The sequence below is a fragment of the Methylobacter sp. S3L5C genome (assembly GCF_022788635.1).
GTDB lineage: Bacteria > Pseudomonadota > Gammaproteobacteria > Methylococcales > Methylomonadaceae > Methylobacter_C.
On sequence record NZ_CP076024.1, the window covers coordinates 70,994 to 96,124 of the forward strand.

Sequence of the window (25,131 nt, forward strand, 5' to 3'; positions counted from 1 at the left end):
TTAACGTAATCGCTGCTTGCCTTTAGCCATTAACCTTTTACATTGAACCTTTTACCTAGAATCTCTATTTATGAAAGACATTAACTGGAACGACTATTCCTTAGAAACCCAAGCGATAAGAGCCGGACACAAACGTACTCATGAAGATGAGCACAGCATACCTATCTTTACCACCTCCAGTTATGTGTTTAAAAGTGCCGAAGAAGCTGCCTTGCGCTTTACCGGAAAAAAACCGGGTAATATCTATTCAAGGTTTACCAATCCAACAGTCGATGCCTTTCAGGAAAGATTGGCTCTAATGGAAAACGGTGAGCGTTGCCTGGCATTTGCATCCGGAATGGCGGCAATTATGGCAGTCGGTATGGGGCTTCTTAAAGCAGGGGACCATGTCGTGTGTTCTCGCGGTGTGTTTGGCAATACCGTCTTGGTATTCCAAAATTATTTCGCAAAATTTGGCGTTGAAACCGATTTTGTTGATTTAATAGATACGCCGGCCTGGGAATCTGCTATCAAGCCCAACACCCGATTTTTATTTCTGGAAACACCTTCCAATCCTTTAATTGAAATTGCTGATATTTCTGCCCTCGCCGATATCGCCCACGCGCACAATTGCTTGCTGATTGTTGATAATTGTTTTTGCACCCCTATTCTACAAAAGCCTTTTGATTTAGGGGCTGATATTGTTATTCATTCAGCAACCAAATATATAGACGGTCAGGGTCGCTGCGTAGGTGGTGCAGTTATAGCTAGTGATGAAATCATTGAAAAAGCCATTTATCCTTATCTACGTACCGGTGGCGCAACCATGAGTGCGTTTAATGCCTGGGTATTTTTATCAGGATTGGAAACCTTGGCCATCAGGATGAAAGCGCACTGCGATAATGCCTTTGAATTAGCCAAATTTCTGGAACAACAACCTGCCATAGCCAAAGTACACTATCCCGGCTTGCAATCTCACGCACAGCACGAACTGGCAAAACGTCAACAAAGTCAATTTGGCGGGATTGTCAGTTTTGAAGTACACGGTGGCAAGGAAGAAGCCTGGAAATTAATCGATGCCACAGAAATGATATCAATCACTGCAAATCTGGGCGATGTTAAAACGACTATAACGCATCCTGCGACAACCACACATGGCCGGTTAACACCTGAAGCGAGAGCTGCGGCAGGTATTAAAGATGGTTTGGTCAGAATTTCAGTCGGCCTGGAAGCGATAACTGATATAAAAAATGATCTTTTAAAAGGTCTGGTATAGAGACGTAAATTTTTCACGCCACTACTATCCATCATGAACATTGACGTACTTTGTGTGGGTCACGCCTCTTATGATTTGGTCTTTTCGGTCGCTCATCACCCTGCCGAAGATGAAAAAATTTTCGCAGAAAGCTTGGTCAGTTGCGGAGGCGGTCCTGCCGCCAACGCTGCCGTAACTGTTGCTAAACTTGGCTTCAAAGCGGCCTTTTCAGGCTACCTTGGACAAGATATTTATGGCGAAAAACATTACCAGGAACTGCGTCAATATGGTGTTAACACTGACCTTATTATTCGTGGTACCTCCCCTACCCCGCTATCTACCGTACTAGTCAAAGCGGACGGGAAACGGGCGTTAATTAATTACAAAGGTGAAACCAGGCCATTGCTTTCTGAAGCAATTGATTTCTATGGTATAACACCCAAAGTTATTTTGTTCGATGGCCACGAGCCACAGTTGTCCACATCCCTGCTGAAGCGCACACAAAGCGAAAAAATCCCCACTGTTCTGGATGCAGGCTCCGTTCATGAAGGCACGTTAGCTTTGATGGAACAGGTCGATTATCTGGTTTGCTCCGAAAAATTCGCCCGGCAATTTGCAGGTGATCAGGAGACAGCTTTAACTCGTTTAGCGGAAAACTCTCCAACAGTTGTCATTACTTTGGGCGAAAGAGGCCTGATTTGGCAGCGAGGTCAAGAGCGAGGGGTCTTACCGGCATTTTCTGTTAACGCCATTGACACGACTGGCGCAGGAGATGCTTTTCATGGCGCATTTGCAGCCGCTATTGTCTTAAAAATGAACTGGCTTGATGCGTTGCGCTACGCAAGTGCTGCGGGAGCACTTTGCTGCACAAAAATAGGTGCCCGATCAGGGCTACCTTCAAAAGAAGAGCATCGGGCACTGCTTGAGCGTTAAAAAAATAATTCCATTATAAACCTTAATTTTACAATGGTCTAACCAAGCCGGTATCATAAATTACTACCAAATTTTAGAGACTCATCTTTATTAACGAGTAGCCCATAAGATTTGTCGAGCGAAATATGGCTATCCGGAAAATAGTATTTTTCGTAACGACGACCTGTCATACCGTCACTATAAACCAGCACTGACAGCGCTAAAATGGCAACGCGAGCTAAACAAATTTTAGTTACCTGTAACAAACCTTGTCGTGATCATCAATAGACTAAACACCCTTTATTTTGGTATAGTTATACCGTTTAAAAGCTTAGATACACCTGTTTTAATAATTTTTCACATTATCACTCTGGAGATACTCAATGCCAATTAAAGTTGCAATCAATGGTTATGGTCGTATTGGACGCAATATCGTCCGCGCATTATACGAGTCAGGCCGTACCAATGAAATCCAAATAGTTGCGATCAATGACTTAGGTGACAGCAATACCAATGCTCACCTGACACAATACGATTCAGTACATGGAAAATTTCCCTTTGAAGTTACTGTTGATGGAGACTACATTGTTATTAATGGCGACAAAATTAGAGTTTTCTCGGAAAGAGATCCTTCAAAACTGCCTTGGGCCGAGCTGAATATTGATGTTGTTCATGAATGTACCGGTTTTTTCACCAGCAAAGCTAAAGCATCAGCACACATTACTGCCGGCGCAAAAAAAGTCATTATTTCAGCCCCAGGTGGCGATGATGTTGACGGAACGATCGTATTTGGCGTGAACCATAACACCCTGAAAGCATCTGACACCGTTATTTCCAACGCATCATGCACAACCAACTGTCTGGCACCAATTGTAAAACCGTTAAATGACGCTATTGGTATAGTCAGTGGTTTAATGACGACTATTCATTCATATACTAATGACCAAGTTCTGACTGACGTCTATCACAGTGATTTACGTCGTGCCCGTTCAGCCACACAATCAATGATTCCTGCCAAAACCGGTGCAGCTGCGGCCGTTGGTTTGGTATTGCCTGAACTGGCTGGAAAACTGGATGGTTTTGCCATGCGTGTACCCACTATCAATGTTTCTGTTGTTGATTTAACTTTCTATGCCGCCAGAGACACCAGCGTAGCAGAAGTTACCGAAATTTTAACAGCGGCCTCGAAAGGCGCTTTAAAAGGCATTCTGGATATCAATGACAGACCGCTGGTTTCTATTGATTTTAACCATAATCCTGCATCATCTATTTACGAAGCACCACTGACTAAAGTATCGGGTGGACGCTTGGTAAAAGTTTTATCTTGGTACGATAACGAATGGGGCTTCTCAAATCGCATGTTGGATACCACCATTGCTCTTGTAAATGCTAAATAACGGATTTAATTAATGTTAAGAAGAACCAAAATTTTAGCCACACTCGGCCCTGCAACTGATAAGCCAGGTGTACTTGAAGGCTTATTCAAAGCAGGTATTGACGTTGTCCGGATGAACTTTTCTCATGGTTCTGCTCAAGATCATCTCGACAGAGCTGATGCAGTTCGCGCACTCAGCAAAAAAACCGGCAGACGCGTAGGTATTCTGGCGGATTTACAAGGTCCTAAAATTCGTATTGCCCGATTTAAAGATACCAAGATATTTTTAAATGAAGGCCAGGAATTTGCCTTGGATATTAACTTTGATCCTACTGCTGGCGATCACACTCAGGTTGGTATTACCTACGAACCTTTGGCTTTGGAAGTTAAACCCGGCAGCCGACTGTTGCTGGATGATGGTCGTATTGTGCTGGATGTTGTTGATGTTGTTGATATGCGTGTTAACTGTACCGTTATTGTCGGTGGCGCGTTATCCAACAATAAAGGTATAAATCTGATGGGTGGCGGTCTTTCTGCAGCAGCATTAACTGAAAAAGATAAGGAAGACATCAAAACTATCGCTCTGATGAATTGCGATTACGTGGCTATCTCTTTTCCACGTTGCGCTGAAGATCTTAATGAAGCACGTCGTTTATTGGAAGCGGTAGGCTGTTATGCCGGTATTGTTTCTAAAGTTGAAAGGGCAGAAGCAATAGTTCCAGACGTTATGGATGAAATCATTCTGGCATCTGATGCCGTAATGGTAGCTCGTGGCGATCTGGGCGTTGAAATTGGCGATGCCAACTTACCTGCTGTACAGAAATTACTGATTAAACGTACACGGGAACTCAATCGTGTTGCTATTACCGCAACACAAATGATGGAGTCGATGATCGAAAATCCGATTCCTACACGGGCTGAAGTATTTGATGTTGCCAATGCCGTTTATGACGGTACTGATGCCATCATGTTGTCAGCAGAAACAGCTTCCGGAAACTACCCCATAAAAGCTGTTGAAGCCATGCATCGGATTTGCATAGAAGCAGAAAAGCAAAAAAGCGTCCGTGAATCGGATCACCGCATCAATATTCAATTTGAGCGCGATGATGAAGCTATCGCCATGTCAGCTATGTATATGGCTAACCATACCAAAATTAGAGGTATAGTAGCACTAACCGAGTCTGGTACAACACCGCTGTCGATGTCCAGAATCAGTTCTGGTATTCCAATTTTTGCGTTTAGTAGCCAGGAAAAAACCTTAGGTAAAGTCACCTTATTTCGCGGTGTTTTCCCTATGTACTTTAAAATTGAGGACACTCAGGATCATGCTGAAGTGAACCGTAGTATTGTTAAAGAACTTAGAAGATGGAACAAAGCAAAAGACGGCGACAAATTCATTATCACAAAAGGCGACTTGACGGGTATTGAAGGCGGCACTAATGCGTTAAAAGTTATTGTCCTTGGACAAGGTTTAACGCCTTAATACTGATCGATTCTGCACCTGGATTATTACCCGGGTGCAGAATTGCTTTTGGTTTTACTTTATGCAGCGAAAAGCCGATCTACCGCTATAAAAACCGGCTTAATGAAACTACAAAAACTCCCCCCTACAAAACATCCAACTTGGCATAAGCCAGCATTAGCCATTTAACGCCGACCTCTTTAAAGTTAATCTGTACCATTTCCTGCGCACCAGATCCTTCCAGTTGCAAGACTGTGCCTTCACCAAACTTTGCATGACCCACTCGCTGTCCAAGCTTATAACTTCCAGTTGCCTGTAAAGATAAAGCTTTCGGTTTTACTGCAGTAACCGGACGACTGATTGTCGCTCGCAGCCTCACTTCCTGCAAAAATTCAGAGGGAATTTCGCGTAAAAATCGTGACGGTCCGGGATAAGTTTCACGGCCATATAACCGCCTGGATTCTGCATAAGTTAAATACAATTGCTGCATGGCCCGGGTAATCCCGACATAACAAAGCCTGCGCTCCTCTTCCAAACGGACTACATCATCAACAGATTGTTGTGACGGAAACAAACCCTCTTCCATACCCACCAGAAAAACCAACTTAAACTCCAGGCCTTTCGCAGAATGAATGGTCATAAGTTGCACACAGTCATCAAAATCATCGCCCTGACTATCTCCAGACTCCAGGGCAGCATGGCTAAGGAACATATCCAGTTCGCCCATATTTTCTTGATTTTCCTGATCGAAATCAAAAAGACGCGCAGCGTTGACTAACTCTTCGAGGTTTTCTATTTTCTCCTCGCCCTTATCCATTTTTTCTTTATTATAAAGCTCAATCAACCCGCATTTTTCAACAACCAGCTTAACCTTTTCATAAAGCTCCAGACCATCTGTTTCTTTGGTTAATAACTTGATTAGCTCCAAAAAGCCAATTAAGGCATTGGTCGCGCGTGCCGTCATGGCACGCTCATTAATCAACACAATCGCTGCAGCCCATAATGACAAAGTCTGATCACGGGCTATGCTGCGTATATCATCGATAGCTTTAGCGCCTATACCCCTCGTTGGCGTGTTAATAACCCGCTCAAAGGAGGCATCATCATGACGGTTGGACATCAGCCGCAGGTAAGCCAGTGCATTTTTAATTTCTGCACGATCAAAAAAACGCAACCCGCCATAAACACGGTAAGGTGTACCGGTAGCCATCAATTTTTCTTCAAACTGACGGGACTGGGCATTGGATCGATATAAAATAGCGGCATCACTGCGAAGACCGCCCTCATTGATCCAGGCTCTGATACGCTCGACTACAAAATAAGCCTCATCCTGTTCATTAAAAGCCGTGTACAAAGAGATTAAATCGCCGTCACCGGCATTGGTCCACAACTCTTTACCCATGCGTCCGGCATTATTGGCAATTATCTGGTTAGCCGCCTTAAGAATGGTGCCAGTGGAGCGATAATTCTGTTCCAGCTTGATGACCTGATGATTGGGATAATGTTTTTGAAAGCTGTAAATATTTTCAATTTTTGCACCACGCCAGCCATAAATGGACTGATCGTCATCACCGACTACAAACAGGTTATCCATGCCATCTGTCAATAGCCGGAGCCAGGCATATTGAATGGTATTGGTATCCTGAAACTCATCAACATGAACATGCCGGAAACGCTGCTGATAAAAATCCAGCAAATGCTGATTATCGCGTAACAATTCATGCGCACGTAACAGTAACTCGGCAAAATCTACCAAACCGGATCGATCACAAAGCTCCTCGTAAGCTCGATAAACTCCCAGCATTTGCCGTTGCTGCATATCGCCTGTCTCGACCATATACCGCGCCCTGATACCTTCATCTTTCTGGGCATTGATAAACCATTGCACTTCCCGTGGCGGCCACTTGGAATCATCAAAGTTAAGCGTATTTAACAAACGCTTGATAACTCTTAACTGGTCTCCTGAATCCATGATCTGAAAGGTTTCCGGTAATTTCGCCTCTTTTGCATGCCGCCTTAACAAACGGTGCGCTATCCCGTGAAAAGTACCTATCCATAGGGTATTAGCAGATATTTTAAGCAGCTCCTCAATTCTTCCACGCATTTCCCTTGCGGCTTTATTGGTAAAAGTTACCGCTAAAATAGCTTGCGCTGATACGCCTTCTACCTGTATCTGCCAGGCGATACGATGCACTAATACCCGGGTTTTTCCACTACCGGCACCAGCCAATATCAGCATGGCTTGAGAGGGTGCAGTCACCGCCTGCCGCTGGGCGTCATTAAGAGGATCTATAATTTTTGTAATATCCATTTGTTATCGCTTGCACATTTTTTAGAGCTGTGTATATTGTTTGAAATTATAATGGCTAAAAAACCATTACTTTAATAATAACAATTAAACAGAAGGAGATTAAGATGAGTTTTGATTATAAGCGTATGATTAAATTTGAACACAATGTCGGCGAGAAAGAGAAAAAATACCGCATATACGGAGGCGCTGCATTAATTGCCGTTTCAATTTTTACCGCCTCAATTGCTTTTTTACTGATTGGCATGATTATTCTTGCAACCGGATTTACCGGCTGGTGCCCTGCATACTCAGGGTTTAATAAAAATACCTGTACCACTGACGATAGCTCTACAAACAGCTAACAAACACAAAGGCGCAAGCTGAATAAGACCCTTTTTCCTTGCGCCTGACAGCTTTTTACTGCTTTATTCATCCTTGTGAAATTCACCTTCCAAAATATTTTTTTCAGCAGTTTTTTCTTGCTGAAAAGGTCCGCCAGCCTGAATAAGACGATTTTCAATCACATACTGGGCAAGTTTTTTGCGTAAAGATGGAATTAAACAAATAAAGCCCAAGATATCTGTAATAAATCCGGGGGTTAACAATAATAAACCACCCAACAGAATAATGGGACCTTCAATCATTTCATAAGCAGGTATCACGCCTTGCGCAAGACTCTCCTGAAACCGCCGAAAAGTGGCAAAGCCTTGCAGCCTTAATAACCAAGCACCCAAAGCGGCAGTAAACACCACTAAAAAAATAGTCGGTAAAGCACCAATCATGCTGCCTACTTGCAGTAGCAAATAAATTTCCGCAAAGGGAATAATCAAAACCACCAGAAACAAAATTTGGAAAACTTTCATCTATATACTCTTACTCTTAAGTTATTTAATAACAGCTAAAAATCGGCTATTTACGTCTTACTACTTGCATCTTTAACCTTATACCTACAATATAAAGGCAATCCAGTATAATTTCTAGGATAATATCCATCTTTGCGTATTACTATCCCAAAAAATGCCGACTCATTATCAAATAACGCTTTGCACTTGCCCCGATAAAAAGACCGCAGAAAAAATTGCCCACTTACTTGTAAACGATAAACTGGCTGCTTGTGTCAACATTTTGCCGGGTATTACTTCTGTTTATCGCTGGCAAGAACAAACAGAATCTGCCCAAGAATATTTATTACTGATTAAAGCCAATAAAAGTAGTTATCAAACGATTGAAACCACTATAAAAAAGCACCATCCTTACGAGCTTCCTGAAATAATTGCCGTCCCTGTTGAAAACGGCTTACCTGAATATCTGCATTGGATTGATTCATGCCATTCTTAAAACTAATTTTTTTCTGTTTTATCTTATTGCTCACACATTCGGCTGTTGTCGTGGCCGAACAAGAACTACTGCCTCCCGATCAGGCATTTAAAATTTCTGTCAAAGCAATCACAACCGATCAGCTTGAAATTTCCTGGGATATTGCCGAAGGTTATTACCTTTATCGCGATAAAATTCAGTTTACCTCCAAAACTGAACAAATCCGGATAGTGCCCCCTATTTTTCCGGCCGGTAAAACCAAACACGATGAAAACTTTGGCGATGTTGTTATTTACCGTAACCATCTACAAATACCGGTCTCTTTAGTAGTGGCAAACCAAACGCCTTCCATAAAGCTGCTGGTACAATATCAAGGCTGTGCCGATAGAGGCATCTGTTATCCGCCGCAGAAGAAAATCATTGATATTATTTTACCCGTAGCGACACCAGTCACTAATGATAATCCACTTGAGCGCCTGCTAAAGAAACTTCCCGGATTAAAACTTGACCCCACTCAAGATGAATTATTGCCTGCTGAACAAGCGTTCCAGTTTTTTGCGACCATCAAAGATGCCAACACAATCCATGTTAACTGGGAAATTGCCAAAGGCTATTATCTTTATCGTGAGAAAATCCAACTTGAATTAACCAATGAAACCGGCAATCAATTGGGACCTTACGTAATACCTCAAGGCATACCTAAACACGATGAAGCCTTTGGCCAGGTTGAAACCTTCTATAACGAACTTGGCTTTGACCTGCCCATTATCCGCACAAACAGCTCAACAAACTCCATTACCCTACAAGCCGGCTTTCAGGGATGTGCTGATCGTGGCGTTTGTTATCCGCCGATGACTAAAAAAATTGACCTGGAACTCCCTGCTGTCCAGAACATTATGTCGGTAGCCGTTACCCAAGCACCGCCGGCTATTTCTGAACAAGATCAGATTGTACAATCGTTAAAAAATGATAGTCTGGCGATGACATTACTCAGCTTTTTTGGCTTTGGTTTATTATTGTCGATGACGCCCTGTATTTTTCCGATGATTCCCATTTTATCGGGCATTATAGTAGGTCATGGTAATCGCATTACCACCGCCAGAGCATTTTTACTGTCCCTTAGTTATGTCGTCGCCTCCGCTTTCACTTACACAGTGTTTGGCATACTCGCGGCATTATTCGGCAGCAATTTACAAACAACTTTTCAGCAACCCTGGATAGTTGTCCTGTTCAGTGCCATTTTTGTGTTGCTGTCCTTATCCATGTTTGGTTTTTATGAACTGGAACTACCCAACTCACTAAAAACCAAACTGCATAATTCCAGCGAAAGGCACCGTGATGGCTCGCTCTGGGGAGCTGCCATCATGGGTGCCTTATCCTCGTTGATTGTAGGTCCCTGTGTTGCTGCACCGCTGGCAGGCGCACTTATTTTTATCGGTCAAAGCGGGAGCGCCTTATTAGGCGGTAGCGCCTTGTTTGCCATGGGCTTAGGTATGGGGGTTCCATTATTATTATTGGGCGCATCTGCCGGTAAATTATTACCTAAAGCAGGAACCTGGCTTTATTCGACCAAAGCTGTTTTTGGCGTTATTATGCTGGCGGTCGCCGTCTGGATGCTTAGTCGTATTTTGCCGCCCTCAATCACTATTTTACTATGGGCGATGTTGCTAATCCTTCCGGCTATTTATCTCAGCGCCATTGATTCACTCCCGGAGAATAGTTCCGGTTGGCGCAAGTTATGGAAAGGCGTGGGATTAATCATGCTTGCTTACGGCCTGTTGTTATTAATAGGCTTTAGTATGGGTAACAGCAACCCTTTAAAACCACTGCAGGGATTTGGCATCAATAATGCCCAAGCTACTGAACAAGGACTTGTTTTTGAAAAAGTGGCGTCATTATCAGCCCTGGAAAGCAGAATTCAGCAAGCCAGTGCAAACCATCAACCGGTCATGCTGGATTTTTATGCCGACTGGTGTATATCGTGTAAAGAAATGGAAGCTTACACCTTTGCAGATCCTAAAGTTAAACAAGCACTTAACGGCTTTGTGCTATTGCAAGCAGATGTCACTAAAAACTCTGATGACGACAAAGCCTTACTGGCAAAATTTAACCTCATTGGACCGCCCGCCATTTTATTTTTTAGTACCAATAATCAAGAAAAAGCCGCTCACCGGGTAATCGGTTATCAAGATGCTGAAACCTTTATCAACACTTTACAACGAGTAAAATTATGAAACCAACAGGGCTGATTATCATTGCCGCATTGCTTGCTTTGGGTGGAGGCATTATGGTTAGAGGATTTTTATCACCCACCGAACAAACCAAGCCAAGCCCTTTACCGGATTTTAACTTACCCGATGTAACCGGTAATCAACATAATATTTCAGAGTGGCAAGGAAAAATTCGTATCATTAATTTCTGGGCAACCTGGTGTCCGCCCTGTATCAAAGAAATACCTGAATTTATAGCGCTACAGGAACAATACGCGGCTAAAGACGTGCAATTTATCGGCATCGCGATAGACGACCAGGAGTCGGTTGAAAAATACCTTGCTTCAACTAAAATCAATTACCCGGTATTAATCGGCGAGGTTAACGGCATCGCTCTCGCTCATCAACTAGGTAACGTTATTGATGCAGTCCCCTTTACCCTTATTGTTAACCAACAAGGGCAGATCATACACCGGCAACCGGGTGAGTTTTCGCGGGAAAAAATAATGGCGATTGTTAAGCCGCTACTTCAATAATATGGCCTTTTTACCGGCAAGCCGACTATTATCCAATCAACCAACAAAGTCTATGGGGCGTGGTGTGCACTTTAACTAAATACGGTATTATTTAACTTCTACGGCTCAACTTGCAAAGTTGATAACTCTGTTAAAAATCTAGCCCAGCTTAAATCCAACAAAGAAACCGCCGGCGGCACTGACACCTTTGCTGGTAATACTCGACAGACGTTTAACCAAAAAATCACCTGATTGTTTGACAGCATCGGTTGCTGAATCAGCGGCCTGTTGTAAATTAACATCACTTATTTTTGTAATACCAAAATGTTCACTAACAAACAGTAATACGATTGCCGCGCCACACAAAAACAAGGCTATCAATAGCATTTTTTTTGCAAAATAACCCACGGCCAAACCAATGGCGAATGGCGTGCCCACATTACCAATCATAAAATCTGAAGAAAAAATCTCGTTGGCAGAAGGTACGTCGACAGTATTATTTTTTATAAAAGTCATTTTCTTTTCGTTAAGTAGCCATTAATCCGACATCATCAATATCACCGAAATTATACCAAGTGCACTTACAGTCGCAATAATCTTTATCGGTATTCCATATATTAAAGCGATTATAAAAATATTTATAACTCGCATCATATAACGACATAATGATACTTGCCCTACAAAGATTACTTATGCTTAATATCTATATTATTTGTTTGATGCATAATTATAGGCATAGATATATTTTTACTTTACATTCTACTATTTTACGATTTTAATGTGGGTTTATTATCGGGAGTATAAAAATGACTAAAGCATCCTCTAAACCCAGCGCAAAAAACAAACCGGAAGTAGATACCGATGACGATGATATTTTTGAAGGTGGTGATTTTGTATCACTGACCGAAAGTATTGAAGAAGTCACCGTCAAAAGAGATTCACGCAGAAAAATAGAAATCTATTGGGAAAAAAAACGCTTAAAAGAACAGTTTGACGATTTCGATGAATCTGAATTTGGCTTCTGATCCTAACTAACCAAATAAATCTATTATCATCATGGCGAAATATACTATTTAACTAATACCGGGCATAGGCATTATGCTAGGTTTATGTTTTTTATTATCCTATCTCCACTCCCTCAAGTGCAATTTTAACAGTTTGTCTTCTAATATCATGCCTGTTGCCCGTTAATTTCTCTTGAATCACCTTAACATTCTTGTTTTTGTATGCCCAGGCAATAAATACAGTGCCTACCGGTTTTTCTGCTGTGCCGCCATCAGGCCCTGCTATGCCAGTCACCGCAATAGCACAATCCGCATTACTTTGTGCTAAGGCACCATTAACCATCTCGGTTGCCGTTTCAACACTCACCGCACCAAACTCATCCAGAGTCTCAGGCTTGACACCCAACATTTGCATTTTTGCCGCATTACTATAAGTCACAAACCCTCTGTCAAACCAGGCAGAGCTCCCCGAAACTTCTGTTATTACTTGAGCAATCCAGCCACCAGTACATGATTCGGCTGTGGCTATTTTTTTATCGTTTAACTTTAGTAACTGACCCAATTGCTGGGCAATTTCAAATAATTCATTATCCATGCTGTGACCTCATGCAATTTCAAATAAAATAGAGCCCTGATTATAAAGCAAAAACCACCGACTAGCAGATTCTGATGATTAGCTGTACTTTCATGTCGAACATTCTATGTTTTAGATTTTTGGATTATCCACCAATCCGACCACTCTCCTCTCTTACTTCGCGGACCAACATTGAGCATATTTCAGAATCTCGGACTATAGGGTGCGTTTAAATAAACGACTGCTTTTTTCATAGGATTTTTTCGATACTATGCCATCGTGACTTTGACTCAATTTTTTTATTTCCACATTCAGTGGATTAACGAATTTTTAAAGTACTTTCCCGCTGTGATTTTGAAAGATATTATCCACATTACTTACTCAATAAGGTAATAGTTCTTTAGTTCTCACCGGTCGATGGGTAAAATGATTAGGCTATTATTCGATTTTAATAAAGGAAAATGATAATGAAAAAAATAAAACTGGCAGCAGCGTTATTGGGATTGTCCGTGTTTGGAAGCGTTGCTTATGCGGATGTTGCTTTGAAATCTAAAGAAGAAGTTCAAGGTACCTGGAAATTGGAATCCACCAAAAATTCTTTAAACGATAAGCAATCTGTTACGCGCGAAGATACCTGGGTATTTAAAGATGGCAAAGTAACGATCTTACATATTCCTCGCGAAGGAATTTATTACGATCAACCACCGGTAATTTATGACATAGAGGACGGTAAATTAAACGTTGCTATTGTAGGTAGCAGCCGCTTTGACCAATATACAGTAGTAGATATAGACGATAAAAAAATGACCCTGAAAGGTAAGTTTGGCGGCTATTATTATTTTAATAAAAAGTAATAATTAGCGTTGTAGGTCAGGCGCATCTTTTCGTACTGAACATTTTAATGCTGTAATAAGCGCGAAAGATTTACCCCATACCAATTTTGACTACCGAAATGTCGGGCAACGATAAAGCGGTTGCCTGACCTGCAAAGCTATATACAGATTGCGAACAGATAAAAAAATATAAAAACATGGCGTTATCTATGATGCGACCTAATCCGACTTCGGATAAAATAGAGCCATGATTATAAAACAAAAAACTACCGACCAGCCGACTCCAATGATGCAGCAATATTTACGCATCAAATCAGACCACCCTGATACCTTGTTATTCTATCGAATGGGGGACTTTTACGAACTGTTTTTTGATGATGCCAAAAAAGCCTCACAATTACTGGATATTACCTTAACCAGTCGTGGCAGCTCATCCGGCTTGCCAATACCTATGGCAGGCATACCCTATCATGCCGCAGAAGGCTATCTTGCCCGATTGTTAAAAAATGGTGAATCAATCGCCATTTGCGAACAAATCGGCGATCCTGCAACTTCTAAAGGCCCCGTTGAACGTAAAGTCGTGCGAATTGTGACACCCGGAACCGTCACCGATGAAGCGTTATTGGAAGACCGGAAAGATAATTTACTGATCGCTGTCTGCGTATTGACAAGTTCAAGCCTGGGCACACAACACGGCATAGCCAGCCTGGACTTAACCAGTGGCCGCTTTGTCCTGCAACAAGTAGAATCTGAAGACCAATTACTCAGTGAACTGGGCCGCCTTAATCCGGCTGAACTGCTATTTAGTGAAGACTGGACACTGCCTTTAAACTTACAGCAACGCAGCGGTTTATGCAGAAGACCATCCTGGCATTTTGAGCAGGAAAGCGCCAGACAGCGCGTGTTAAAACAATTCAATACACTTGATTTAAAAGGCTTTGGCTGTAATAACTTACCGGCGGCCATTGCCGCTGCTGGTGCTTTACTACAGTATATTAAAGACACCCAACAAGCGGCATTGCCCCATATTCAGGGTATTCGTACAGAAAACAGTGCTGACAGCATTTTGCTGGACGCTTCCAGTCGTCGCAATCTTGAATTGGATTATCATCCTACAGGAAACCTGCACTACACCTTGTTGGGCGTGTTGGATAAAACCGCCACCGCCATGGGTAGTCGCTGTTTAAGACGCTGGATTAACAGACCTTTGCGTAACCAGCATATTCTTAAAAATCGTTACGCCTGTATTGCCAGCTTACTGAAGGGTAATTTGTATCAGGACGTACAATCCCACCTCAGGCACGTCGGTGATATTGAAAGGATTAGCTCACGCATCGCCTTAAAATCAGCGCGTCCCCGTGATTTATTGGTCTTGCGCAATACTCTGGCGGTGTTGCCTGCCTTACAGCAGACACTTGCGGCCAGCGCTAATGAACAAGTGATCTACACCGCCAAACAAATCGGTGAACAACCGCAAATATTAACGCTGCTTGAGCAAGCCATCATTGATAATCCACCGGTGCTTATTCGTGACGGCGGGGTGATAGCAATGGGCTACAATCAGGATCTGGATGATTTGCGGCACTTAAGCCAAAATGCCGATCAATTTCTGATTGATATGGAAAATCGCGAAAAGGCAGCAACAGGGATTTCCACGCTTAAGGTTAATTATAATCGCGTCCATGGCTATTATATTGAGATTTCCCACTTACATGCGTCAAAAGTCCCTCCACATTACACCCGCAAACAAACCTTAAAAGGCGCAGAACGCTATATTACCGAGGAATTAAAATCGTTTGAAGATAAGGTACTCAGTGCCAAAGAAAAATCCCTGTCTTTTGAAAAATCCTTATACGAAGAATTGCTCAATATTATTGCAACGGCTTTAATCCCCCTGCAACAATGCGCGGCGGCCCTGGCTGAACTGGATGTACTGGTCAACTTTGCCGAACGTGCCGAAACCTTAAATTTATCGCAACCGACACTGCTTGATAAATCCGGCATAAGCATTGAAGGCGGTAGGCATCTGGTCGTTGAACAGGTTTCCGATATACCTTTTGTACCTAACGATCTGATCTTTTCAAACCAGCGTCGTATGCTGGTCGTTACCGGTCCCAATATGGGCGGTAAATCGACCTATATGCGCCAAGCCGCGCTTATCGTATTAATCGCGCACATAGGCTGTTATGTACCGGCAAAAACCTTGATTTGCGGGCCTGTCGACAAAATTTTTACCCGCATTGGCGCTTCCGATGACTTGGCTAGCGGTCGCTCTACGTTTATGGTTGAAATGTCGGAAACGGCCAACATTCTGCACAACGCCACTTCAAAAAGCCTGATTTTAATGGATGAGATAGGTCGTGGCACCAGTACGTTCGACGGCTTATCATTAGCCTGGGCGTGCGCCGACCATTTGGCTAAAGAAACCAAGGCTTTTACGTTATTTGCAACCCATTATTTTGAATTAACGACTTTGGCCGATGAACAAAAAACCATCCATAACGTGCATTTGGATGCTGTTGAACACGGTGACAAAATTATCTTTTTACATACCGTTAAAGAAGGCCCTGCCAGTCAAAGTTACGGTCTGCAAGTCGCGGCTTTAGCGGGTGTGCCACGCTCAGTAATAGATAAAGCCAAAACCAAGTTACAGCATTTGGAAGATCATGCATACAACGAGCAACAAACAGCCATCGGCGTTAATCAATTGGATTTATTTTCAGCGAAAGAATATCATCCCGCAGTCACCTTGCTGGAAGATATCAAACCGGATGATTTAAGCCCCAAACAGGCATTGGAATTGCTTTATAAACTTAAGGGCTTGGTGGTATAACTGCCTTGTAAATTTGTTAGCTACCCAAGCCGAGTCAAAGTAGTTTTCTACTACTTTGACTCGGCATTAACAGCATTGCAATTTAACTTGCCTATCCCCCCCTAATTCAGCAGATTCAGCCCCCACTGAAATAAATTTACAGTGAAAGCAGCAAAAAATTGCCCGCAAGATATTCCCTCTGGCTACTTCAAGCAATCGATGCAACTTTACGCTGGGTTAACCCTAAAATCCCCATCAAAGCAGACAAAAAGAACCAAACAGCACTCGGGAGTGGAACTTGTGAAAGTGAGCTAACAGAAGATACATAAGTGACGGCACTAATAGATCCGGTGACATTATCAACCCCATTACTAAATGCCGCAAAGCTAAAGGTGCCATTTTCACTAAATGAGCCACTTACAGCACTGCTATTGCCTGAACTGCTTGAGCTTGCTGAACCAGAACCATAATTACCGTCGAATAAACTTCCGTTGATAAATGCCTGGGCATAACTATAATCTGACGAGTCATTGATGACTCCGGTTACTGATACGTTCCAATCAAGGGTAATTAGTGCAATACCATAACCGGTAAGCCCAAAATTACCGAAATTTTGAGCAGTAGCAGTTGCAGTGTTCTCATAATAATTAGCCAAAGTGCTTGGTTGACTGGCTGCATAGGCTTGCAACACATTGGTATTTCTTAGCGTGCTACTTTGCGCCTCTGCAGTTACCGTATTGGTCGACAACGTCGTGCTAAAGTCAGGCACAAAATTAGAATCACTTTGACTGTCATAAGGTGCACTGTTTTCGCTATTAGACCTAACATTGCCACTTTCAGACAACCAATTAAATACAGGTGTGTTAAGCCCACCTGACAAATCAATCAGTTGCACATTAAAACTGTCCCAATTGATAGTAGCTTGTGCAGAAGACGATGCAATAGCGGTCTGCGCACCTGCAGCTAAGATAATGCCGGCAACAGCTTTCAGGTTTTTTTTCTTTAGAAGATTCATCTTAAATAATTCCTATAAAATTAATTGGTATACATACTTAAAAAGAAGCACGCACAAGCAGAGATACCTAAATAAAAGCATCAATACTATGAGCGCAATATATATGCCATAAAAAATAGCCAATATATTTCAACTAGTTATGTTCTTTAATTTTTATAGTTTTAAGGAATATGTAAAAAAATCTGACATCTGTTTACAATTTTTAGGATTTTAAGCTGGCGTTTCTTTACATGGACTATTAACACTAACGCTTAAAAATAGCTTCTTTATCCGTTATTCCTGATAATAAGCTCTACAACCAAGGCGTTTCAGCCTAATGAAAAAATGATGTCCTAATTTAAGATATTGGCAAGTGTAAAGAATCCTGACACTCTATCGATTTTTTTAACATATCGGCCTTAATTTTCAGCGATCAGTTATGGGTAAAGTGTCGCCTGTAGGATTAACTATAGAATTTTCGACTAAAACCTCAGTTATCACCTGCACAATTTAGCCAAAGGCATTAATCGCAGGGAGGCGTAAAGTCATTTCCCGAGAACAATAAAAGCCAATGGGGTGAAATTATGGAAGTATTGGGAAAGTTTTATATCTGTTATAGACTTTCAGAAATGAAATTTCCAATTTACGTCTTACAAACTTGTTCGGATAAAATCGCTTAAAGAGATGCTATTCGTTAGCGTCGAAATTATTTATCTGAAAAGCTATAGTTTTATTCTTAGGGTTTTTTCCTGACGAGATTAGCTTCTTGGTTAAATTATTTTTTCTGCCAATCATCAAATTACGTCTTGCAAGATAATCCCGCTATCTTTCAGGAATATCCCTGTGTCTTGCAGGGCAGTCCCTCTGTCTTGCAGGACAGTCCCCGCGTCTTTCAGGGCAATTCCCACGTCTTATGGTGCTAACATTTATAGTGATTGGTAGCGGCTAATAACCTTAATGGATTGTCGGCACACTCTAATGGAATGACTAAAAATAGCAGGAAATCTCGAATTAACCATTGGGATTCTTGAATCACTCTGCCGACACTCCCAATAACTCTCAGAGATAGCCAATAAGTTTTAGGAAGTGCAGAATAACTCTAAAGGATCTCCCAATAACTGTCAGTAGACTCCCTGAAAGACGCAATAAATACAAATACAGTAGCTATTGCCAATGAATACTAAGGCAGTCAGCCGCATAAAGATTGATAGGTTGCTTTGTTGCCATTAACTTGCCATGCAAATTAATCAAATCTGACCTCAATACTACCCTATACGCTGGTATCAGTATCATAGGATGGGTAGAGGCGATAGCCGAAACCCATCATAACCGTTTACCCATGTGATGGGTTTCGCTTTCGCTCTACCCATCCTATATTTATCCATCTTACGAGTTATCGGCGACCCCCTACAGAGCTGTCTTGTTATATATTTTTTTCCATAATGATCTTGAGCCTTTTGTATAGGTCATTACTCAAATCTTTGTAGCCTTGTTCATTAGGTAGATATTTTAACGCACGATGATGACCAAGATCAGATGGAATATCGCTAATAGACTGTGTGATTGGAATAACGATTTTCCCCAGTGTATGAGCAATTCCGGTTTCATACATCACATTGGGATTCCTACCAGTAAAATCTACTACTACAACCTTAGCGCAGAATATCAAATCAAAAATATCTTGAATAAATATAGAATTATTCCAAATGTCATCTGCTCGCAAACATTCAAGCTCCATATAATCAGTTGTGCGTTTGACAGCATCGTAAGTTTCTCTGAATGATGCATTAAACGGCATCATAACCGAAACAAGTCTTGGATTTTGAGGTTTACTTGGAACTTGAAAAATACTTGGTTTAAATGTAATGAGTTTTTCCGCTGACACTTCTTTATAATCAGTTGATATAAATTCACCATGAAACGAACAGACCGCAACCAATCCATTCGGTAGCTCTGCAATTGTAAGCTCGTATCTTTTTAAACAAGCTTTTATGGCTTCTTTGGCTTTTTCTCTATCGACCTTATCGTTAGATAGAAAACTATCTGGATAAAGCAAACTCTCAATAACCTTGATTATTTCTTTTGATGGTAGACCAGTGGCTACCGACTGTTTGTTATTTAGTTCTTTGAGGACGTCATTTACCCAATGCCGCCGAGTAGTTCCATCATGAACATAATCCAGATCAATATCTATAAAAAATCTGGTCAGATTTGATGAGCTTCGATAAGGGAAGTAATCAAAAGGCTGATCGCCGCATATCATTTCTGACAGTGTTACGAGTCCTCCTGCACCAATCATGATAGCTCCTTTATGCATAAAAGAAAGCTCAGCTGTGTCGCATTAGGTGTCAGCGGGGGGGCAAACTAAATTGATTTATTGAGTCCATTGGTCAACTATAAATAGCTTTGATGCAGGGCAAAGATAAAGCTATTACCTATAAAACTACCAACAAAATAGCTACAAGGGCAACCAACCGGTCGCCCTTGCATCATCAATTTATTTCGGATCTTTTTCGTTTTCCAATGCTTCAACCAATTGTTTGGCTGGTAAATAACCCGGATAGATAGTGCCGCTTTCTGAGATTATCATCGGCGTACCTTTCACGTCAAAATCAGCGCCTAATTGCATGTGTTCATCAACAGGATTTTCACAGGTTTTAGCCGGTACTTTTTGATCTTTCTTCGCTGCAGTTAACGCGGCATTGCGATCATCGGCACACCAAACTGATACAGCTTTAGTGTACGACTCGGTATCTTTACCTGAGCGTGGGAAAAACAGGTATTGAATGGTAATGCCTTCAGCCAAATATTGATCCATCTCTGAATGAAGTTTACGACAGTAGCCACAATCTATATCGGTAAAAATCGTAACCGTATATTTGGAAATCTTGGGCTTAAATACGATCATATTAGCCACACCGATTTTTTCAATAGCCAGTTTTCGGGTGCCATTTAATTTTGCTTCTGTTAAATCTTTGCGGGCCGCCACATCAACCAAGCGACCTTGTAGCAAATATTTACCATCTTCAGACACATAAAAAATATTGGCGCCAACGACAACTTCATAAAGCCCTTTAACTTCAGAAGGCTTAACGGAATCAATTTTTACTGCAGGCATAGACTTCGTCATTGAAGCTCTGATGGCAGTTTCATCGGCATTAGCGCTAGATAATGTCAGACCCAATAATGCTAACGCGGCAATATTAATAACTTTTCTCATAGTTTTCTCGTATTTACAGGATTGGATTTTTTAAAGGCTAAAAAGCTTAAGCTAACTTGCAAAAACACTCTTGTCAAAGTTGCAACTGATGCAATGACAACTTGTTTTTGCACGTTGCCTTACTATTTTATGAACAGGAATTTATTAATTAAATAATCGTTGTACATCAAGAACCACCGCCAATGCCATTAACGACATGAGCAAAGCAATACCGACTTGTTGAAAGAAGAGTTGTATTTTTTCTGAAACAGGTTTGCCTTTAAGAGCTTCCAGGCCAAAAAACAATAAATGACCACCATCAAGCACGGGAACCGGCAACAAATTAAGGACGCCTAAACTGACGCTAACCAATGCCATAAACTTTAAGAAATGTACCAGCCCCATGTCGGCGGATTGTCCCGCATATTGGGCGATACTGATAGGGCCACTCAGGTTTTCTACCGAGGCTTTACCAATCAACATTCTGCCCATCATTTTTAACGTCGCAGAGGCATAATACCAGGTCGTTTCAAGTGCAACCGGCATGGCTTGAAATGGCGACAAGGCATATTCGACAGTCACTGACTTTATCAGATCTTCCGGAACAAAAACTGACGCACCAATCTTGCCTTCGGTTTTCTGTTCAACTTGCACACTTTTAGGAGTAATGATGAGAGGTAATTGAATGTCATCGCGCTCTATGAGCAGATTAATGGCAACACCGGGGCGATTTTTTACCGTATCTACCCATTGCATCCAATCTTTCATCACTTGGCCGTCAGCACTGATAATCAGATCACCTTGTCGCAAACCCGCTGCCAAGGCAGCACTATCAGGAAGCACCTTACCTATAACCGGTTTTAAGGTAGGTGACCACGGTTTAAAACCCAATTGTTTGTACAAAACTTCAGGATTTTGGGTATCGCCTTCAGCAATTTTTAATATTCTGACGCTTTGCTGATCATCAAAATTTTTTATGGTAACGTTAATATCCTGATCACCATCCAGTGCAGAGGCTATGATAACGCCCATCGCTTCAGTCCAGGTTGGTGTCAATTTATCATTGACTGAAAGAATCTGATCGCCCTCTACAAAACCTGCTGTAGCCGCTAATGTGCCCTGACTTACCGCTCCGAGTATCGGCTTTATACCGGTTTCACCAATAACCAGTACACTCCAAAACAAGACTACAGCCAGCATCAGATTAAAAACCGGCCCGGCGGCAACTATTGCCGTTCTGCCTGCTAAAGACTGGCGATTAAAAGCAAAAGACAGGTCTTCTTTTTTAACTTCGCCTTCACGCTCATCAACCATTTTGACATAGCCGCCAAGTGGAATGGCTGATAAAACATACTCTGTAGACTCAGGGTTTTTCTGATAAGACCACAAAACTTTCCCAAAACCAACAGAAAACCGCAGCACTTTTACGCCAACTTTACGTGCTACCCAAAAATGTCCAAATTCATGAAATGAAACCAGAATACCAATGGCAATGATGAAAAAAAACAGCGTATGCAGTAATTCCATTAATGGGTAAGCTCGGTAATAATTTGTTTGGATACCAATCTGGCCTGGTGATCTGCTTCCAGGATAATCTCAAGCGTGCTGGCAGGTTTAACTTCAAACTTTGCCATACAGCGCTCGATAATAACGGGGATATCGGTAAAACGCACCTGCTCATTCAAAAAGGCGTCAACCGCTATTTCATTGGCGGCATTTAAAACAGTTGGAATAATTCCGCCTTTGTTGATCGCTTCATAAGCCAGGCGTAAACAAGGGAATCGTTCGAGATTAGGCTCTTGAAAATCCATTCGCCGAACATCAAAAATATTTAGGGGTTCAACACCTGAATCAAAACGTTCCGGCCAGGCCATTGAATAAGCAATGGGCACTCGCATATCCGGATTACCCATTTGCGCCAATACAGTGCCATCAACATAATCGACCATCGAATGAATAATGCTTTGAGGATGAATCACAACTTGTATTTGATCTGGTGTCATGGCGAATAAAATACAGGCTTCAATCATTTCCAGGCCTTTATTCATCATGGTTGCAGAATCAACCGAAATTTTTCTGCCCATATCCCAATTAGGATGGGCAACGGCTTGATCAGGCGTTACATTGGCCATGTCAGCGATGGGCATTTCACGAAACGGCCCGCCTGAAGCGGTCAATAAAATACGTCTGGCCTGTTTTGCTTGCATGCCGGATTTATAACCTGCCGGCATACATTGAAAAATAGCATTATGCTCGCTATCGATTGGCAATAATTGTGCACCCGATTCGGCAACGGCTTGCATAAATATAGCCCCAGACATTACCAAGGCTTCTTTATTGGCTAATAAAATTATTTTACCGGCCTTGGCCGCTGCCAGACTGGGTAACAATCCCGCTGCACCAACAATTGCCGCCATCACTGAAGCAACGTTATCGAGTGTGGCAACAAACTCCAGTGACTTGGCACCTGACAACACGTTAATATCGGAGATCGGCGAGTTTTTTAGCTTTTCTGTAAATGCCAATGCCTTAGCTTCATCAACAACCACAACATATTCAGGATGATGCTCAACACATTGCTCATAAAGTAAGTCAATATTCTTGTTGGCTGTTAAAGCAACTACGCGATAAAGATCAGGGTGTCTGGCAACAACGTCCAGCGTACTAACACCAATGGAACCGGTCGCGCCAAGTATGCATATGCCTTTCATGAATCAAGCCCGATAAGCACTATGCCGGCATAAAAAAATGGTATAGCCGCAATCATACTGTCAATTCTGTCCAAAATACCACCGTGCCCCGGTAATAATGTTCCGCTATCTTTTGCACCACACTGACGTTTTACGACGCTAATAAAGAGGTCGCCATAAATCGAAACCAACACCGTCAATACCGACAGCAATACAAAATCAAATATCCTTGACCACATAAAACCATCGCGATAGCCATAATAGCCAATAAAAATTGCCGCGCAAACAGCACCGGCGATTAATGCGCCGTACATTCCCGCTACTGTTTTACCCGGACTAATTTCAGGAGCCAATTTGGTGGAACCCCATTTTTTTCCGACAAAATACGCTGAAATGTCTGCGGCCCAAATCAATATTAAAAAATACATAGTCATTTGCGGACCATAAAAAACTCTTAATCGGGATAAAAACATCCAGGCTGATAATAAAACAAACCAGCCAATCAAGACCTTATAACGGTCAGCCAATTTTAGATTTAACACCCCTGTTGGTGTGTTCCTGATTAATATCATCATCAATATCCAGAATAAAACCGGCGGTATTACCAGCCATTCCAGCGCACCTGAATAGTCCCTGATATCGGGCCAATCAACTGCTTGAGCAATCAATTCAAGAATTTGAGTCCAAAAATGCAGACCCAACATTGGCAAAATCAGCGCCAACAAAAACAAACTCCGCTTGACCGGCGAAGTAATGCCTGCCAAATGACTCCATTCCCATGCCCCTAAAAGGGTGATAAAACCTATTACCAATGAAAAATTGAATGACAGACTTTCCGTTGGCAAGGTGAACACGGCCAATGCAATCAAGAAGGCAAGGACTGATGCCGTTATAATTCGCTGTATTAACATTTTTGTAGGCTATTTGATGAAGTTATAAAGTGATTGATTTATTAAGAACTTGCTCACTGGTATGACCAAAGCGTCGTTGCCGACTTTTAAAGCTCTTGATAGCATCTTCAAGTGAATTCTGGTCAAAATCAGGCCAGAGAGTTGTTGTAAAGTATAATTCTGTATAGGCTAACTGCCACAACATAAAGTTGCTGACCCGTTGCTCTCCACCTGTTCTTATAAAAAGATCAGGATCAGGCAGATCAGCCGTTGATAAATACTGATTGATAAGTTGCTCACTAATTACCTGGTCTTCCAACTCTCCAATAGCCATTTTTTCTACCACTTTCTGGAATGCCTGACACATATCCCAATGGCCACCATAATTGGCTGCGACAACTACTGTTAAATCAGTATTCCCTTTAGTTTGCTCCTCTCCTTCGGCCATTTTTTGCTGCAACTTATCAGAAAATGCCGTTCTATCACCAATAAACCGCAAGCGAATATTATTACGATGTAACTTGTTAATTTCTCTTTGCAGGGTTGCTATAAAAAGTGTCATCAGGAGTGCAACCTCTGCTGCCGGCCTGCGCCAGTTTTCACTGCTAAAGGCAAACAAGGTTAAAACTTCAATCTTATGATTAGCGCAATATTCGACAATTTTCCTGACCGCTTTAACACCAGCCTGATGGCCAACAGCTCTGGGCATAAATCTGTTTTGTGCCCATCTGCCGTTACCATCCATAATAATGGCAATATGACGAGGATTATTGTTATTGTTGTCGGATTCTAAAATATTACGATTATCAGTAGGCATTAT

At 41.9% G+C, this 25,131-nt stretch carries 22 protein-coding genes; 11 read left to right on the forward strand and 11 right to left on the reverse strand.

Features of this window, described 5'->3' with window-relative positions; all coding sequences use genetic code 11:
- The first annotated feature begins 70 nt into the window (after window positions 1–70).
- The 4 genes from KKZ03_RS00350 (at window position 71) to pyk (ending at window position 5,004) form a co-directional block, all read left to right on the forward strand.
- A complete protein-coding gene (locus tag KKZ03_RS00350; protein WP_243219155.1) occupies window positions 71–1,255 on the forward strand; it encodes an O-succinylhomoserine sulfhydrylase in 1,185 nt (394 codons plus the stop codon).
- A gap of 33 nt (window positions 1,256–1,288) precedes the next feature.
- The gene (locus KKZ03_RS00355; RefSeq protein WP_243219160.1) at window positions 1,289–2,167 is read left to right on the forward strand and encodes a carbohydrate kinase family protein; all 879 of its coding nucleotides are present in this window, start codon (window positions 1,289–1,291) and stop codon (window positions 2,165–2,167) included.
- A 362-nt stretch (window positions 2,168–2,529) separates the two neighbouring features.
- Window positions 2,530–3,543 carry a type I glyceraldehyde-3-phosphate dehydrogenase gene (gene gap, locus KKZ03_RS00360; protein ID WP_243219162.1) on the forward strand — a complete coding sequence of 338 codons (1,014 nt, stop codon included), beginning with the start codon at window positions 2,530–2,532 and terminating at the stop codon, window positions 3,541–3,543.
- A gap of 12 nt (window positions 3,544–3,555) precedes the next feature.
- The gene (gene pyk / locus KKZ03_RS00365) at window positions 3,556–5,004 is read left to right on the forward strand and encodes a pyruvate kinase (RefSeq protein WP_243219163.1); all 1,449 of its coding nucleotides are present in this window, start codon (window positions 3,556–3,558) and stop codon (window positions 5,002–5,004) included.
- A gap of 124 nt (window positions 5,005–5,128) precedes the next feature.
- Here pyk and uvrD read toward each other — a convergent pair whose 3' ends face one another.
- Window positions 5,129–7,294 (reverse strand): DNA helicase II, encoded by a 2,166-nt coding sequence (uvrD, locus tag KKZ03_RS00370; RefSeq protein ID WP_243219165.1) that lies wholly within the window; start codon window positions 7,292–7,294, stop codon window positions 5,129–5,131.
- A 104-nt stretch (window positions 7,295–7,398) separates the two neighbouring features.
- On the opposite strand from uvrD, the gene KKZ03_RS00375 reads away from it, so the two are divergent.
- Window positions 7,399–7,635, forward strand: coding sequence for a DUF2892 domain-containing protein (locus KKZ03_RS00375; protein WP_243219166.1), 237 nt, complete (start codon window positions 7,399–7,401; stop codon window positions 7,633–7,635).
- 63 nt (window positions 7,636–7,698) lie between these two features.
- On the opposite strand, the gene KKZ03_RS00380 is transcribed toward KKZ03_RS00375, so the two are convergent.
- Window positions 7,699–8,136, reverse strand: coding sequence for an FxsA family protein (locus KKZ03_RS00380; protein ID WP_243219167.1), 438 nt, complete (start codon window positions 8,134–8,136; stop codon window positions 7,699–7,701).
- 154 nt (window positions 8,137–8,290) lie between these two features.
- Between KKZ03_RS00380 and cutA the strand changes: the two genes are divergently transcribed.
- From cutA to KKZ03_RS00395, 3 genes are read left to right on the forward strand one after another with little or no spacing between them, the layout of a single operon-like run.
- Entirely contained in the window at window positions 8,291–8,611 is a 321-nt protein-coding gene (cutA, locus tag KKZ03_RS00385; protein ID WP_243219169.1) for a divalent-cation tolerance protein CutA, read from the forward strand.
- Complete coding sequence (locus KKZ03_RS00390) at window positions 8,599–10,824, forward strand: protein-disulfide reductase DsbD (protein WP_243219173.1); 2,226 nt, start codon at window positions 8,599–8,601, stop codon at window positions 10,822–10,824. The genes cutA and KKZ03_RS00390 overlap by 13 nt, the downstream gene beginning before the upstream one ends.
- Window positions 10,821–11,336, forward strand: a complete 516-nt coding sequence (locus KKZ03_RS00395) for a TlpA disulfide reductase family protein (protein WP_243219174.1) — start codon at window positions 10,821–10,823, stop codon at window positions 11,334–11,336. Before KKZ03_RS00390 ends, KKZ03_RS00395 begins: the two co-directional genes overlap by 4 nt.
- 138 nt (window positions 11,337–11,474) lie before the next feature.
- Here the strand turns inward: KKZ03_RS00395 and KKZ03_RS00400 are convergent, their stop codons facing one another.
- Window positions 11,475–11,831, reverse strand: a complete 357-nt coding sequence (locus tag KKZ03_RS00400; protein ID WP_243219175.1) for an FUN14 domain-containing protein — start codon at window positions 11,829–11,831, stop codon at window positions 11,475–11,477.
- A gap of 290 nt (window positions 11,832–12,121) precedes the next feature.
- Between KKZ03_RS00400 and KKZ03_RS00405 the strand changes: the two genes are divergently transcribed.
- Window positions 12,122–12,340: a PA3496 family putative envelope integrity protein gene (locus KKZ03_RS00405; protein WP_243219176.1), complete on the forward strand. Its 219-nt coding sequence runs from the start codon at window positions 12,122–12,124 to the stop codon at window positions 12,338–12,340.
- 94 nt (window positions 12,341–12,434) lie between these two features.
- Here the strand turns inward: KKZ03_RS00405 and KKZ03_RS00410 are convergent, their stop codons facing one another.
- Window positions 12,435–12,914, reverse strand: coding sequence for a CinA family protein (locus KKZ03_RS00410; RefSeq protein ID WP_243219177.1), 480 nt, complete (start codon window positions 12,912–12,914; stop codon window positions 12,435–12,437).
- 446 nt (window positions 12,915–13,360) lie between these two features.
- On the opposite strand from KKZ03_RS00410, the gene KKZ03_RS00415 reads away from it, so the two are divergent.
- Complete coding sequence (locus KKZ03_RS00415; RefSeq protein ID WP_243219178.1) at window positions 13,361–13,747, forward strand: hypothetical protein; 387 nt, start codon at window positions 13,361–13,363, stop codon at window positions 13,745–13,747.
- Window positions 13,748–13,973: 226 nt separating this feature from the next.
- The gene (gene mutS, locus KKZ03_RS00420) at window positions 13,974–16,559 is read left to right on the forward strand and encodes a DNA mismatch repair protein MutS (protein ID WP_243219183.1); all 2,586 of its coding nucleotides are present in this window, start codon (window positions 13,974–13,976) and stop codon (window positions 16,557–16,559) included.
- Window positions 16,560–16,746: 187 nt separating this feature from the next.
- Here mutS and KKZ03_RS00425 read toward each other — a convergent pair whose 3' ends face one another.
- The 7 genes from KKZ03_RS00425 to KKZ03_RS00455 form a co-directional block, all read right to left on the reverse strand.
- The gene (locus tag KKZ03_RS00425) at window positions 16,747–17,553 is read right to left on the reverse strand and encodes a hypothetical protein (RefSeq protein ID WP_243219187.1); all 807 of its coding nucleotides are present in this window, start codon (window positions 17,551–17,553) and stop codon (window positions 16,747–16,749) included.
- A 1,402-nt stretch (window positions 17,554–18,955) separates the two neighbouring features.
- The gene (locus KKZ03_RS00430; RefSeq protein ID WP_243219188.1) at window positions 18,956–19,831 is read right to left on the reverse strand and encodes a hypothetical protein; all 876 of its coding nucleotides are present in this window, start codon (window positions 19,829–19,831) and stop codon (window positions 18,956–18,958) included.
- A 198-nt stretch (window positions 19,832–20,029) separates the two neighbouring features.
- Window positions 20,030–20,752 carry a DsbC family protein gene (locus KKZ03_RS00435; protein WP_243219196.1) on the reverse strand — a complete coding sequence of 241 codons (723 nt, stop codon included), beginning with the start codon at window positions 20,750–20,752 and terminating at the stop codon, window positions 20,030–20,032.
- 144 nt (window positions 20,753–20,896) lie between these two features.
- Window positions 20,897–22,258: an RIP metalloprotease RseP gene (gene rseP / locus KKZ03_RS00440; protein WP_243219198.1), complete on the reverse strand. Its 1,362-nt coding sequence runs from the start codon at window positions 22,256–22,258 to the stop codon at window positions 20,897–20,899.
- Window positions 22,258–23,442, reverse strand: coding sequence for a 1-deoxy-D-xylulose-5-phosphate reductoisomerase (gene ispC, locus KKZ03_RS00445; protein ID WP_243219199.1), 1,185 nt, complete (start codon window positions 23,440–23,442; stop codon window positions 22,258–22,260). The genes rseP and ispC overlap by 1 nt, the downstream gene beginning before the upstream one ends.
- Window positions 23,439–24,332 (reverse strand): phosphatidate cytidylyltransferase, encoded by an 894-nt coding sequence (locus tag KKZ03_RS00450; protein ID WP_243219200.1) that lies wholly within the window; start codon window positions 24,330–24,332, stop codon window positions 23,439–23,441. The genes ispC and KKZ03_RS00450 overlap by 4 nt, the downstream gene beginning before the upstream one ends.
- A 22-nt stretch (window positions 24,333–24,354) precedes the next feature.
- Window positions 24,355–25,128: an isoprenyl transferase gene (locus KKZ03_RS00455; protein ID WP_243219201.1), complete on the reverse strand. Its 774-nt coding sequence runs from the start codon at window positions 25,126–25,128 to the stop codon at window positions 24,355–24,357.
- Window positions 25,129–25,131 lie beyond the last annotated feature (3 nt).